This window comes from Micromonospora sp. SCSIO 07396, from assembly GCF_053667945.1.
Map to the genome: position 1 here is coordinate 966,652 of NZ_CM132210.1, position 13,539 is coordinate 980,190.

Genomic DNA, 13,539 nt, shown 5'->3' on the forward strand with positions numbered 1-13,539 from the left:
AGTACCGCCCCGATCCGCCAGTGCAGAGAGCCGCCGGTTGCTGGAAGGCGGTCTGACGCCGGGGCGCGAAGACCCTCCCGAGCCGCGGGAAGAACGGCGTGCCCGCACGCCCAGTAGAGCCCGCCCGGCTGGCCCCGGTGAAAAGGCGACGAATGAGGCTCCCGCCACGGCGGGAGCGAAGGTGTGGTGGCACCGCGAGGTTCCCGCTCGCCCACACCTCCCGGGGATCGCGTTGCGATTGATCGAGGAGGTAACCGCCGTGCAACGCATCCTTTCCGCCCACCTGCCCACCCGCACCGGCACGACCGTGCGGATCGCCGGCTGGGTGCACCGCCGCCGACTGCTCAAGTCGGTGGCCTTCCTGATCGTCCGGGACACCACCGGCCTGACCCAGGTGGTGGTCACCGACCCGGCCGTGCGGGCCGCCGTGACGGCGCTGCCCGAGGAGACGGTGGTCGAGGTGGTCGGCACGGTCACCGCGAACGGCACCGCGCCCGCCGGGGTCGAGCTGACCCACCCGACCGTACGACCGCTCGGCCCGCCCGCCGTACCGCCGCCGTTCGACCTGTACCGGCCGGCGCTCACCGCGACCCTGCCCACCCAGCTCGACCACGCGCCGGTGGCGCTGCGGCACCCGACCCGCGCGGCGGCCCTGCGGATCGCGGCGGCGGCGGTGGCCGGCTTCCGGGCCACCCTGGACACCCGTGACTTCGTGGAGGTGCACACCCCAAAGGTGGTCGCCACGTCCACCGAGAGCGGGGCGAACGTCTTCGCCCTGGACTGGTTCGGTCGACCGGCGTACCTGGCCCAGTCGCCGCAGTTCTACAAGCAGCTCATGGTGGGCGTCTTCGAGCGGGTCTACGAGGTGGGGCCGGTGTTCCGGGCCGAACCGCACGACACCGTCCGGCACCTGGCCCAGTACACCTCGCTCGACGCCGAGCTGGGCTTCGTCGACGACCACCGGGACGTGATGGCGGTGCTGCGGGACACCCTCGCCGGGATGCTCGCCGAGGTGGCCCGGCGGGCCGGCGGCGCGGTGGCGACCCTGGGCCTGACCCTGCCCGAGGTGCCGGCCGAGATCCCCGCCGTGCACTTCACCGAGGCGCTGCGGATCGCCGGCGCACCCCCCGACGAACCCGACCTGGCCCCCGCCCACGAGCGGACGCTGGGGGAGTGGGCCCGCGCCACCCACGGGTCGGACTTCCTCTTCGTCACCGGGTACCCGATGGCGAAGCGGCCGTTCTACACCCACCCCGACCCGGCCCGGCCGGCGTACTCGAACGGGTTCGACCTGCTCTTCCGGGGCCTGGAGCTGGTCACCGGCGGGCAGCGGCTGCACCGCCACGCCGACTACCTGGCGGCCCTCGCGGCGCGCGGCGAGCCGGTCGAGCCGTACGCCGGCTACGTGGACGCGTTCCGGCACGGGATGCCGCCGCACGGCGGCTTCGCGATCGGCCTGGAGCGGTTCGTGGCCCGGCTGGTCGGCGCGGCCAACGTCCGGGAGGTGACCGCCTTCCCGCGCGACCTGCACCGGCTGACCCCCTGAACCGCCGGGTGTCCGCGCGAACGAGCTGGGCCGGCCTGGAGGCTGGTGGGGCGGACCGGGCCGGGCGGCCGGGCCGACGATGCTGGCCTGCGGCGGCCGCCTGGTCTGCCCGGCCGTCCGTGGTCGCCCACCGGGCTTGCACTCTGGGTAGCGGCCTCACCGGTGTCGCCGTTGATTGCCCTCCGTGATCGGTGCGGGGTGTAAGTGAAGCCCGTTCTTGTCACGTCTCAGCCCCGCACCTCGCTGATCAGGGGTTTCGTCGCTACTTCTCCCTACCCCACCTACCTGCCTATCCGCGCTTTGCTCTGCTGCCATCGACGCGACGGTCACTTTCCGGATGCGGTGCCTCCAGGGCAGCAGAGCAAAGCGGGGGAGAGGGGTAGGTGCTACCCGGTAGCTTTTCTTACGCTGCGTAGCGGCCTGAGCGGCCTGAGCGGCCTGAGCGGCCTGAGCGGCCTGAGCGGGGTTGCGGCGGACGGCGCTGGGCGGCAGCGTGGCGGATCCGGTGCCGGTGGATCTGCGGCGGCCCGACGGGTGCAGCGGGGTCAGCGGGGTCAGGCCGGGCCGAGCAGGTCCCAGCGGTTGCCGGCGATGTCCCGGAACACGGCCACCCGACCGTACGGTTCGGTGCGCGGCGGCGTCACGAACTCCACGCCGGCGTCGACCATCCGCCGGTGGACGGCGTCGAAGTCGTCGACCCGGAGGAAGAAGCCGACCCGGCCGGCGACCTGGTCACCGACTGCCGCGTCCTGCCGCTCGCCGTCGGCGCGGGCCAGCAGGATGCCGGTCTGCGCGCCGGGCGGACGGACCACCACCCACCGTTTCGGGCGGCCGTCGTTGGTCAGCGAGGGCGCGTCCTCGACCAGCTCGAAGCCGAGAATCCCGGTGAAGAACGCGATGGCCGGGTCGTAGTCGGCGACGACGAGGGTGACGAGGTCGATCCGCACCGGCTCAGCCGAGCAGGGTGGGCAGGTGCCGCTCCACCACGGGCAGCACCTCGGTCACCGGGACCGGACGGCCCAGCTCGGCGGTGAGCGAGGTGGTGCCGGCGTCGGCGATGCCGCAGGGCACGATCCGGTCGTAGTACGACAGGTCGCAGTCACAGTTGATCGCGAAGCCGTGCTGGGTGACCCCGCGGGCGACCCGGATGCCGATGGCGGCCACCTTGCGGGCCGGCCCCCGGCCGTCGGCGGGCACCCAGACGCCGCTGCGCCCCTCGACCCGGCCGGCGGTCAGCCCGAACTCGGCGCAGACGTCGATCAGCAACTGCTCGGTGCGGCGGACGTAGGCGACCACGTCGACCGGGTCGGGTAGCCGGACGATCGGGTAGCCGACGAGCTGCCCCGGACCGTGCCAGGTGATCTTGCCGCCCCGGTCGACGTCGACGACGGGGGTGCCGTCCATCGGCCGGTCCCAGGGCTCGGTGCGCTTGCCGGCGGTGTAGACGCTCGGGTGTTCCAGCAGCAGCACGGTGTCGCCGCGCTCACCGGCCACCACCGCCGCGTGCAGCCGCCGCTGCTCGTCCCACGCGGTCGGGTAGTCGACCACGCCCGCCCGGACGGCGGTCACCCCGGAAGTCGTCACGCTCACCCTGCCACCCTAGCCCCGCCCGCCGCCGCCGCGCCCCGTGAGCCTCGTCGCGCCACCGTGGGTGACCCCGCAGAACGGTGTGCACCGGTCAGGCGGCGGGGACCGACCAGAGCCACACGTCGTCCACCCGGCGGGGCTCGCCGAGCAGGGCGGTGGCGGTGCGGCGCAGGGCGTCCTCGTCGAGGTCGTACTTGGCCCCGTGCACCTCGTCGGGGAGGACGACCGCCTCGACCCCCCAGGACCGCAGATCCGCCCGGGACAGGCGGATGCTGCCCTCGGTGACGATCGGCACCAGCCCGGTCCGGCCGGCCTGGTCCATCAGCGTGTCGAAGGTGCGCGGCGGCGGCCCGATCCGACCCCGTCCGTCCGGGCCGCCGGGGCCGAGGAAGAAGCCGGCCGGCAACCGGAACTCGCCCTGCCGGTGCGACAGGGCGTACGCCTGCCAGCGCTGCCCGTCGGGGGTCACGTCCAGGGTCAACGGGATCGGGGTGAGCACCCCGCCCGGTGAGACGTACTCCCGCCAGGTGCCGGCGGTGACGAACTCCGGCACCGGCGGGCGGACGCTGGTCAGCAGCGGGGTCGGCAACAGCGGCAGCAGCGCCGCCGCGAAACCCACCAGCCACGCCCAGGCCGCCGTGCGGCCCGGCGGCGTCGTCCGCAACCGGTCGATCGTGTACGCCAGCAGCACCCCGATCACCGGGGCCACCACCAGGGCCAACCGGGACGGCAGGGCGGCGTTGACCACCGGCAGGTTGTCCAGCACCCCGAAGGGCAGCAGTTGACCCGTGCGTCGGCCGTTCCACTTCGCCAGCGGTCCCCAGGAGAGCACCGCGAAGACCACGGCGGTCACCCCGAGGGCGGTCAGCGTGGCCCGCCGGCCGGGGCTGGCCCGTCGCCACAGCCACCCGAAGCAGGCCACGGTGAGCAGCAACAGCGGTAGCCCGAAGAAGCTGTTCTCCTCGGTCGGATTGGGCGCCAGCGAGGTGTCCCAGCCCAGCGCGCCGGCCACCGACCGGCTCGGGTACGCCCCGAACGCGGCGATGTCCTCGGCGTGGATGACCGGGTCGAATCCGGTGCCGTGGAACCGCTGCGGCCCGGCGAAGTGCAACCACAGCGGGTACGCCAGCAGCACCCCGGCGACCAGCGCGGTCACGCCCAGCCCGCGCAGGAAGTCCGGCAGCGCGGCGCGGGCCTCGGCTCGTCGGGCCGGGTGCAACGCCCAGACAGCGAGGAAGACGGCGACCGCCAGCGCGGTGAAGAACAACCCCTCGGCGGCGATCGAGAAGGCCACCGCGACCAGCACGCCGAGCACCAGCCCGCCCCGCCACCAGCGCCCCGGCCGACGCAACGCGAACACCGCCGACACCAGCAGCGGCACCAACCAGCCGGCGGTCCAGTTCAGGTGAGCGTTGGCGTGCGCGACCATGCCGGGGGAGAAGGCGATGAACAACGCCCCGACGCCCGCCGCGAGCCGACTGGCGACCAGGTGCCGGGAGAACAGCCAGTACCAGGCCAGCGCGGTGGCGACGAGGTTGAGGGTGAGGACGACCAGGAACGTCGCCGGTGGTCCGATCAGGTACGTCAGCGGCGCGAAGACCACCGCGTACACGGTGATCGAGGTGTTGACGGCGAGGTTCACCCCGTCCGGCACGTTGAGCAGATGGGTGAAGAGCGGATTCTCCCCGTGCGTGACCGCGTGCCCGCCGAAGGCGAGCAGCCACTCGAAGAGCGCCTGGTCGCTGGAGTTCACGGTGATCGCCCGCTGGTTCGGGTCGCGCCACAGCCCACTGGTCACCCAGACCGCCAACGCCACCGCGACGACCAGCACGATCAGGTCGGCCCGCCGACCCCGGGCGGCATCCGGCGCGGCGGTGGGCGGCTGGTCGGCGGCCAGGGTCGGGGAAGTCGGCACGGAGCGGACGTTACCAACCCGAACTGGACCGACCGGTCGGACCCGGGACCCCGACCGCCCCCGGTTGCGCCGGGTGCCCGGCCACCGGGCCGACCTAGCCGTAGCACCGGCCCGGCCGGTCGTCGGTCGGCGGCCGTCCGGGTCAGTCGTGCAGGGCGGCGTGCAGCGCGGCGGGCAGCTCGGGGTGGGTCCAGGGGAAACCGGCCCGGGTGAGCACGGCGGGCAGGACCCGGGTGCTGGTCAGCGCCTCCTGGGCGAAGCCGCCCAGGGCGACCTTCAGGGCGACCGCCGGGATCGGCACGATCGCCGGCCGGTGCAGTTGGCGGGCGAACTCCCGGGTGAACTCGGCGTTGGTGACCGGGTTCGGGCCGACCACGTTGACCGCGCCGGCGACCTCCCCGGCGGTCAGCAGGAACACCGTCGCGTCCAGCCAGTCCCGCAACGAGATCCACGGCAGCCACTGCCGCCCGCTGCCGAGCCGGCCGGCGATGCCCAGCTTGAACGGCAGCAACTGCGGCTTGAGCAGCCCGCCGTCGCGGTGCAGCGGCAGACCGGTCCGCAGCCGTACCACCCGGACCCCGGCGTCCTCGGCGGGTCGGGTCGCCGCCTCCCAGACCCGGCACACGTCGGCGAGGAACCCCTCACCCGCCGGGGCGTCCTCCTCGACCACCCGGTCGCCGGTGTTGCCGTACCAGCCGACCGCCGAGGAGTTGAGCAGCACCCGGGGCCGGTCGGCCGCCGGCAACCCGGCGATCGTGACGGCGAGCGTGGTGGTGGTGTCGACCCGGCTGGACCGGATCACCCGGCGGTAGTCGTCGGTCCACCGCTTGTCGCCCACCCCGGCGCCGGCCAGGTTGACCACCGCGTCGACCCCGGCCACCACGGCCGGGTCGAGCTGCCCGGCGGTCGGGTCCCACCGCTGCTCGTCGGGGGTCCGCGGCGACCGCCGGACCAGCCGGGTGACCTGGTGCCCGTCGTTGGTGAGGCGGTCGACCAGCCGGGTGCCGAGGAAGCCGGACACGCCGGCCATCAGGATCCGCATACCCCTATCTTCGGGCACGAGCCCCCGACCAGATGCGCCGACCACCCACCCCCACCCCGCCCTCCGACCACCCCGCCCTCCGACCGCTCCGCCCCGGTGATCAAGAGGTTTGCGTCAAGGTTGATCTTCAACTTGCCCTAAACCTCTTGATCAACTGACCTAAAGCTCTTGATCACCGCGGGCGGGGCGGCGGTCGAACCGGGCGGGGTGGAGAGTCGGGGCGGGGGTGGGCGGGGAGGCGGGAGGACCGGGGCCGGGGAGGCGGCGGGGGCAGCGGACGCGCGGCGGCGGGACCTACCGGGCGGCCGTGTCGCGGGCCGGGGTCGGGCGCAGGTCGGCCAGGAGCCGCTCCACCTCGGCGAACGCGTCGGTCGGGAGCGGGCCGAGGGCGAGGGTGGCGAAGTTCTCCCGGGCCTGTGCCACCGTCCGGCAGCCGGGGATCGGCAGCGTACGGGGGCTGCGGGCCAGCAGCCAGCCCAGCGCGCCCTGGCTGAGGGTACGGCCGTCCACGGTCAACGCCGCCCGGATCGCCGCCACCCGGGACGCCCACTCGGGCGTGGGCCGGCCGTCGCGGAACCAGACCAGCCACTCCGGCGCCCGGCCCCGCACGTCGTCCGCGCCCGGCGTGCGGGTGGCCCCGGTGAGCAGGCCCATCGCCAGTGGTCCCCGGTTGAGGCTGGCCAGGTCGAAGGCGTCGCAGACGGCGAGCATTTCCGGATTGTCGCTCAGCACCGACTCGTCGTGTTCGACGGCGATGCAGTGCGGCCCCGCCCCGGCGAACACCCGTGCCGACTCCGGGTTGTCGGTGCTCCAGCCGTACCCCCGGATCTTGCCCTGGGTGACCAGGCCCTCCAGGGTGTCGACCAGGTCGAGCGCGGCGGACGCCGGCAGGTCGTTGAGGTGCAGCAGGTAGAGGTCGACGTGGTCGGTGCCGAGCCGGCGCAGCGACCCCTCCAGGCTGGCCACCGCGTACGCCGGACTGGCGTCCACGCCCAGCGCCCGCCGGGTCGCCTCGTCGGATCGGTTGCCGAACTTGGTGACGATCACCGCCTTGTCCCGCCGGCCGGCGAGCGCCCGGCCGAGCACCCGCTCGCTGTGCCCGGCCCCGTAGTTGCTGGCCGTGTCGAAGAGGTTGACGCCCAGGTCGAGGGCCTGGTGGATGGTGGCGACCGACTCGTCGTCGTCCACCTCACCCCAGCCGTACGGCTGGCCGTCGTCGCCCCACAGCGGGCCACCGATCGCCCAGCACCCCATGCCGATCGCGCCAACCTCGATTCCACTGCGGCCCAGAGTCCGTGTCGTCGTCATGCCGACCAGTTTTCAACCTGGAGTGCGCTCCAGGTCAAGCGGTAACATCCGGCCCATGTACCCGCCCTCGGAGGCCGCCCGGCGCAGCGGGTTCAGCCTCGACACCCTCCGCTACTACGAGAAGATCGGCCTGCTCAGCGGCGTCGGCCGCACCTCGGGTGGCCGTCGGGTCTTCACCGACGACGACCTGAGCTGGCTGGTGATCTTCCGCTGCCTGCGCGACACGGGCATGCCGATCGCCGAGATGTGCCGCTATGCCGAGCTGTCCCGCGAGGGGGAGCACACCGTGGCCGCCCGGCAGGAGCTGCTGGAGCAGCACGCCGCCCGGGTCGAGGAACAGCTGACCCTGCTCCAGCGCCAGTACGCCCATCTGCGCGAGAAGATCCGCTTCTACCAGGGCCTCACCGGGGCGACCCCCGCCCCCTGAACGCCGGGCCACGCCGGTCACGCTCGGCTGGGTGCCGACCCGGCCGGGGCGAGGTCAGCCGGGCGCGCCTGGTGGGTCGGCTGCCCGTCCGGTCGGTGTCCTCGCCGTCAGTGTCGGCGCAGTCCCGCCATGAGCAGGTCGAGCAGGCGACCGGCGAGGTCCCGTTGCTCCGGCCCCTGCGCCGCCAGTGACATCCCGCTCAGCCCGGCCAGCACGTCGCCCGGGTCGACGTCCGGGCGGATCGTGCCGGCGGTGACGCCGGCCGCCAGCAGCCGGGTCAGTGCCGCGACCAGCAGGTCCCGGCTCTGCGCGTACGGGTTGGTGCCGGCGGCGATCACCAGGCGCAGGGCGTCGGCCATGCCCCGTTTGGTGGCCAGGTAGTCGACGAAGCGGTCCATCCAGGCCCGGGTCGCCTCGGCGGGTGGCAGTCGGGTCAGCAGGTCGTCGGCGGCGGCGCAGAGCTTGGCCAGTTCGCTGCGGTAGGCGGCCTCGACCAGTGCCTCCCGGGTGGGGAAGTGCCGGTAGAGGGTGCCGATGCCGACCCCGGCGTCCCGGGCGATCGACTCCAGGGTCACCTCCGGCCCCTGTCGGGAGAACGCCCGCACGGCGGTGTCGAGCAGCCGCTGCCGGTTGCGCAGCGCGTCGGCGCGCAACGGCCGGGAACCACGCTCCGGCGCGTCGCCTCCTGAGCGGTTCTGCGACACGTCGCCTCCTGGTCTGGTGCAGTGGTGCCGACGGGTGGTGTCGGCGGCGGTCGGTCCCGTTCGCGGGTCGGGTGGCAACCGGAGGAACCTCCGGTTAAGCTCGGAGCCGTAGCGGAGGGCCCTCCACTTCTCATCGTACCGGTCGGGCCGCCCGGCCCACGCCGCACCGACAAGGACGGATCATGACCACCGACACGCCAGTCCACACCCCCTTCGACGCCCGGACCACCGCCCTGGAGGTGGTCCGCGACGTCGACCTCACCGGCCGCCGGGCCGTGGTGACCGGCGGCGCCTCCGGCATCGGCGTGGAGACCGCCCGCGCCCTCGCCGCCGCCGGCGCCGACGTCACCCTGGCCGTACGGGACCTCGACGCCGGTCAGCGGGCGGCCCGGGACATCACCGCCAGCACCGGCAACGACCGGCTGCTGGTCGCCCCGCTCGACCTCGCCGACCAGGCGTCGGTGGCCGCCTTCGTGGCCAGCTGGGACGGGCCGCTGCACATGTTGGTGAACAACGCCGGCATCATGGCCTCGCCCGAGCGGCGCACCCCCGAGGGTTGGGAGTTGCAGTTCGCCACCAACCATCTCGGCCACTTCGCCCTCGCCGCCGGGCTGCACCGCGCCCTCGCCGCCGCCGAGGGGGCCCGCATCGTCTCGGTCAGCTCCGCCGGGCACCTGCGCTCCCCGGTGGTCTTCGACGACATCCACTTCCGGCAGCGCCCCTACGACCCGTGGGAGGCCTACGGGCAGTCGAAGACCGCGAACGTGCTCTTCGCCGTCGAGGCGACCCGGCGCTGGGCCGACGACGGCATCGTCAGCAACGCGCTGATGCCCGGCGCGATCCGCACCAACCTCCAGCGCTACGTCAGCGCCGAGGAACTGGAGCGGATGCGGGCCGCCAGCGGAGGCGGCGCGGCCAGCTGGAAGACCGTCGAGCAGGGTGCCGCCACCTCGGTGCTGGTCGCCACCTCGCCGCTGCTCGACGGGATCGGCGGCCGGTACTTCGAGGACTGCCAGCAGGCCGCCCCGCACCAGCCCGGCACCCGCACCGGCGTCGCCGCGTACGCCCTCGACCCGGCCGCCGCCGAGCGGCTCTGGACGGTCTCCGAGCAGACCCTGCGCGGCTGACCCGCCCGGTGAACGACGGCGGCGCCCCCGGTCGATCGACCGGGGGCGCCGCCGTGGACGGGTGTTACAGGCCCAGCTCGGCCTCGAAGTTGCCGCCCTCCAGCCGCTCCTTGACCGCGACCAGGAAACGGGCCGCGTCGGCGCCGTCGATCAGCCGGTGGTCGTAGGACAGGGCCAGGTAGACCATCGACCGGACCGCGACGACCTCGCCGAGGTCCGGGTCGTTCACCACGACCGGACGCTTCACCACGGCACCGGTACCGAGCATCGCCGACTGCGGCGACGGCACGATCGGGGTGTCGAAGAGCGCCCCCCGGCTGCCGGTGTTGGTCAGCGTGAAGGTCGCCCCGGCGATCTCGTCCGGGCTGATCTTGTTGGTCCGGGTGCGCTCGGCCAGGTCGGCGACGCGCTTGGCGATGCCGCCCAGGTTGAGGTCACCGGCGTTGTGGATGACCGGCGTCAGCAGGCCCCGCTCGGTGTCCACCGCGATGCCGAGGTTCTCGGCGTCCGGGTAGGTGATGGTGCCCGCGTCGAGGTCCATCCGGGCGTTCACGATCGGGTACGTCTGCAGGGCCTCGATGGCGGCCAGCGCGAAGAACGGCAGGAACGACAGCTTCACGCCGTGCCGCTGCTGGAACGAGTCCTTCGCCTGTGCCCGCAGCCTGGCGATCCGGGTGACGTCCACCTCGATCACCGTGGTGAGCTGCGCCATCTCGTGCAGCGACTCCTGCAGGCGGTTGGCGATGGCCTTGCGGATGCGGGTCAGCTTCTCGGTGGTGCCCCGCTTGCCGCTCGGCTGCGGCTTCGCCGCCGGTGCGGCCGGGGTCGCCGCGGCGGCCGGCTGCGCGGCGGGGGCCGGCGTCGCCTTGGCGGCCTTGGCCTTCTCCGCCGCCTCCAGCACGTCCTGCTTGCGGATCCGGCCACCCACGCCGGTGCCGTTGACCGAGGCCAGGTCGACGCCGTGCTCGCCGGCCAGCTTGCGCACCAGCGGGGTCACGTAACCGGGGGTGTCACCGCCACCCTGGGCGGGCGCGGCCGGTGCCGCCGGCGCGGCCGGCTGGGCGGCCCGCTCGGCCTGCACCGGCTGGGCCGCCGACTCGGCCTCGGCGGCCGGCTCGTTGTATCCCGCCCCCTGGGTCGGCTCGGCGGCCTCGGGCTTCGGCTCGGCCTTGGGCTGCTCCGCCTTCGGGGCCGCCGCCTTCGGGGCGGGCTCCGGCTCGGGCTTCGACTCGGCCGGCGCGGCACCCGCCGCACCGATGATCGCCAGGTCCGCGCCGACGGCGGCGGTCTCGTCCTCGGGGACCTTGATCTCCAGGACGGTGCCGGCGACGGGCGACGGGATCTCGGTGTCGACCTTGTCGGTGGAGACCTCCAGCAGCGGCTCGTCGACCTCGACGGTCTCGCCCACCTGCTTGAGCCAGCGGGTGACCGTACCCTCGGTGACGCTCTCACCCAGGGCCGGCATCTTCACCGGGGTGCCCTCGCCCGACGACGCCGGGGCGGCCTGCGCCGCCGGCTGCTCCTGCTCCGGCTCCGGGCCGGTGCCCTCGGCGGCGGCCGTCGGCTCGGCGGCCGGCTCGGCCTGCTCCGGCTCGGCGGACCCGCCGTCGTCCGGCGATCCGGCCGACTCGCCCTCGCCGGAGATGACGGCCAGCTCGCTGCCCACCTCGGCGGTCTCGTCCTCGCCGACCACGATCCGGCTCAGCACCCCCGCGGCGGGGGAGGGGATCTCGGTGTCGACCTTGTCGGTGGAGACCTCCAGCAGCGGCTCGTCGACCTCGACGGTCTCGCCCTCCTGCTTGAGCCAGCGGGTGACGGTGCCCTCGGTGACGCTCTCGCCGAGCCGAGGCATGGTGACCGATACCGGCATGTTCTGAAACTCCTTCGTGGCCTGGTGCGATCCTCGCCCGCTTGCCGCCGGCGTCGCGGAATGAGTGTGGGTCAGGCGTGCGCGTGCAGCGGCTTGCCGGCCAGGGCCAGGTGCGCCTCGCCCAGCGCCTCGTTCTGGGTCGGGTGGGCGTGCACGAGCTGCGCCACCTCCGCCGGGTAGGCCTCCCAGTTGTAGATGAGCTGCGCCTCGCCGATCAGCTCACCGACCCGGGCACCGACCATGTGGACGCCGACCACCGGGCCGTCCTCGACCCGGACCAGCTTGACGAAACCGGCGGTCTTGAGGATCTGGCTCTTGCCGTTGCCGCCCAGGTTGTAGTTGTAGACCTTGACCTTGTCGCCGTACTGCTCCTTGGCCTTCGCCTCGGTCAGGCCCACCGACGCCAGCTCCGGGTCGGAGTAGGTCACGCGCGGGATGCCGACCTCGTCGATCACGGCCGGGTTCAGGCCGGCGATCTCCTCGGCGACGAAGATGCCCTGGGCGAAACCCCGGTGGGCGAGCTGGAGGCCGGGCACGATGTCGCCGACCGCGTAGACGTTCGGCACGCCGGTGCGCAGCCGCTCGTCGGTCAGCACGTACCCCCGGTCGAGCTTGACGCCCTGCTCGGCGTAACCGAGGTCGGCGGTGTTCGGGCCCCGGCCGACGGCGACCAGCAGCAGCTCGGCCTCGACGGTCTCGCCGCCGGCGATGGTCAGCTTGACGCCGTTCTCGGTCTTCTCGACCTTCTCGAACGGCTTGCCGACCTTGAAGTTGATCTTCCGCTTGCGGAACGCCCGCTCCAGCGCCTTGGACGACTCCTCGTCCTCGGCGGCCACCAGCCGGGGCAGCGCCTCGACGATGGTGACGTCCACCCCGAAGGACTTCCACACGCTGGCGAACTCGACGCCGATCACGCCGCCACCCAGCACGATCGCCGACGCCGGCACCCGGTCCAGGGTCAGCGCGTGGTCGCTGGTGATGATCCGCTCGCCGTCGACCTCCAGGCCGGGCAGGCTCCTCGCGTACGAGCCGGAGGCCAGCACCACGTTGCGGCCGGTGTACCGCTTGCCGTCCACCTCGACGACGTTCGGGCCGACCAGCTTGCCGGCGCCCGCCACGAAGGTGATGTTCTTGTTGCCGCCGACCAGCCCCTGCAGGCCCTTGTAGAGGCGGGAGATCACCCCGTCCTTGTACGAGTTGACCCCGGCCATGTCGATGCCGACCAGCTCGGCCTTGACCCCGAACTGCGCCGACTCGCGGGTCTGGTCGGCGATCTCCGCCGCGTGCAGCAGCGCCTTGGTCGGGATGCAGCCGTTGTGCAGGCAGGTGCCGCCGAGCTTGCCCTTCTCGATCAGCGCGACGGAGAGATCAAGCTGGGCGGCACGCAGCGCCGCCGCGTAGCCGCCGCTGCCACCTCCGAGAATGACGATGTCGAAGGTTGCGTCGTTCGGCTCGCTCACGTCCAACTCCCTGGTCGCTTCGCTGCATCGGGGGGTCACGGCGGGGCGGTACGGGCAGACCCCACCTCGGTCATCTTGTCACTTGCCCGTCCGGGGCGCGTACCGAGGTGCCCAACGACACGTCCCCGACACGTACTCTTGTCACCGTCCGCGACGACGGACGGGGGAGAGGAGTAGCCCGGTGGCGCTGTTCCGGCGACGCAAACCGCCGACGCCGGCCAACCGTGACCGGCCGGCCGACCGGGCCGACCTGGATCACCTGGCCAACTTCGCCCGCACCCGCCGGGGGGTCGAGGCGTACCTCGAACCCCGCACCACGATGACCGAGACCACCGTCATCATGATCGCCGACGACGGCGAGTGGACCCGGCGACGCATCGACGGCCCGGACGGCGCCCGCCGCTTCGCGCACGCCCTGGGCATCCCGATCTACGACGTCCGGCTGATGGGCTACCCGCAGCGGATGCGCGACTACAACGAACGCCGCAAACGCCGCCCCGAGCGGTACTGACGGCGACCCCGGAGCCGACGATCCGGAAAACGCGGACGGGAC

At 73.4% G+C, this 13,539-nt stretch carries 12 protein-coding genes; 4 read left to right on the forward strand and 8 right to left on the reverse strand.

Annotated features, from left to right (window positions below; genetic code table 11):
• Positions 1-259 precede the first annotated feature (259 nt).
• Positions 260-1,546: an aspartate--tRNA(Asn) ligase gene (gene aspS, locus ACWCHM_RS04415; RefSeq protein ID WP_454221567.1), complete on the forward strand. Its 1,287-nt coding sequence runs from the start codon at positions 260-262 to the stop codon at positions 1,544-1,546.
• A gap of 554 nt (positions 1,547-2,100) precedes the next feature.
• On the opposite strand, the gene ACWCHM_RS04420 is transcribed toward aspS, so the two are convergent.
• From ACWCHM_RS04420 to ACWCHM_RS04440, 5 genes are all read right to left on the reverse strand, one after another.
• Entirely contained in the window at positions 2,101-2,493 is a 393-nt protein-coding gene (locus ACWCHM_RS04420) for a VOC family protein (protein WP_088644634.1), read from the reverse strand.
• 4 nt (positions 2,494-2,497) lie between these two features.
• Entirely contained in the window at positions 2,498-3,136 is a 639-nt protein-coding gene (gene lipB / locus ACWCHM_RS04425) for a lipoyl(octanoyl) transferase LipB (RefSeq protein ID WP_204959381.1), read from the reverse strand.
• 88 nt (positions 3,137-3,224) lie between these two features.
• Complete coding sequence (locus tag ACWCHM_RS04430; RefSeq protein WP_454221568.1) at positions 3,225-5,048, reverse strand: DUF2079 domain-containing protein; 1,824 nt, start codon at positions 5,046-5,048, stop codon at positions 3,225-3,227.
• 142 nt (positions 5,049-5,190) lie between these two features.
• Positions 5,191-6,090, reverse strand: a complete 900-nt coding sequence (locus tag ACWCHM_RS04435) for a TIGR01777 family oxidoreductase (protein WP_454221569.1) — start codon at positions 6,088-6,090, stop codon at positions 5,191-5,193.
• 294 nt (positions 6,091-6,384) lie between these two features.
• Positions 6,385-7,398 (reverse strand): aldo/keto reductase, encoded by a 1,014-nt coding sequence (locus ACWCHM_RS04440; protein WP_454221570.1) that lies wholly within the window; start codon positions 7,396-7,398, stop codon positions 6,385-6,387.
• Between the two features lie 55 nt (positions 7,399-7,453).
• On the opposite strand from ACWCHM_RS04440, the gene ACWCHM_RS04445 reads away from it, so the two are divergent.
• Positions 7,454-7,825 carry a MerR family transcriptional regulator gene (locus ACWCHM_RS04445; RefSeq protein WP_204959377.1) on the forward strand — a complete coding sequence of 124 codons (372 nt, stop codon included), beginning with the start codon at positions 7,454-7,456 and terminating at the stop codon, positions 7,823-7,825.
• Between the two features lie 107 nt (positions 7,826-7,932).
• Here ACWCHM_RS04445 and ACWCHM_RS04450 read toward each other — a convergent pair whose 3' ends face one another.
• Positions 7,933-8,529: a TetR/AcrR family transcriptional regulator gene (locus ACWCHM_RS04450; protein WP_281895383.1), complete on the reverse strand. Its 597-nt coding sequence runs from the start codon at positions 8,527-8,529 to the stop codon at positions 7,933-7,935.
• A gap of 182 nt (positions 8,530-8,711) precedes the next feature.
• Between ACWCHM_RS04450 and ACWCHM_RS04455 the strand changes: the two genes are divergently transcribed.
• Positions 8,712-9,656 carry an SDR family NAD(P)-dependent oxidoreductase gene (locus ACWCHM_RS04455; RefSeq protein ID WP_454221571.1) on the forward strand — a complete coding sequence of 315 codons (945 nt, stop codon included), beginning with the start codon at positions 8,712-8,714 and terminating at the stop codon, positions 9,654-9,656.
• A gap of 64 nt (positions 9,657-9,720) precedes the next feature.
• Here the strand turns inward: ACWCHM_RS04455 and sucB are convergent, their stop codons facing one another.
• Together sucB and lpdA are read right to left on the reverse strand one after the other, a co-directional pair.
• Entirely contained in the window at positions 9,721-11,526 is a 1,806-nt protein-coding gene (sucB, locus tag ACWCHM_RS04460; protein ID WP_454221572.1) for a 2-oxoglutarate dehydrogenase, E2 component, dihydrolipoamide succinyltransferase, read from the reverse strand.
• A 71-nt stretch (positions 11,527-11,597) separates the two neighbouring features.
• On the reverse strand, positions 11,598-13,025 hold the full coding sequence (gene lpdA / locus ACWCHM_RS04465; RefSeq protein ID WP_204959374.1) for a dihydrolipoyl dehydrogenase: 1,428 nt from the start codon (positions 13,023-13,025) through the stop codon (positions 11,598-11,600).
• Positions 13,026-13,167: 142 nt separating this feature from the next.
• Here lpdA and ACWCHM_RS04470 point away from each other — a divergent pair, with 142 nt between their 5' ends.
• On the forward strand, positions 13,168-13,497 hold the full coding sequence (locus tag ACWCHM_RS04470; RefSeq protein WP_145921071.1) for a hypothetical protein: 330 nt from the start codon (positions 13,168-13,170) through the stop codon (positions 13,495-13,497).
• The last annotated feature ends 42 nt before the right edge of the window (positions 13,498-13,539 follow it).

Coding starts and splice junctions, on each gene's coding strand:
- ACWCHM_RS04435 (WP_454221569.1), bottom strand. CDS start 6,090: ATGCGGATCCTGATGGCCGGCGTGTCCGGCTTCCTCGGCACCCGGCTG.
- ACWCHM_RS04440 (WP_454221570.1), bottom strand. CDS start 7,398: ATGACGACGACACGGACTCTGGGCCGCAGTGGAATCGAGGTTGGCGCG.
- ACWCHM_RS04445 (WP_204959377.1), top strand. CDS start 7,454: ATGTACCCGCCCTCGGAGGCCGCCCGGCGCAGCGGGTTCAGCCTCGAC.
- ACWCHM_RS04455 (WP_454221571.1), top strand. CDS start 8,712: ATGACCACCGACACGCCAGTCCACACCCCCTTCGACGCCCGGACCACC.
- sucB (WP_454221572.1), bottom strand. CDS start 11,526: ATGCCGGTATCGGTCACCATGCCTCGGCTCGGCGAGAGCGTCACCGAG.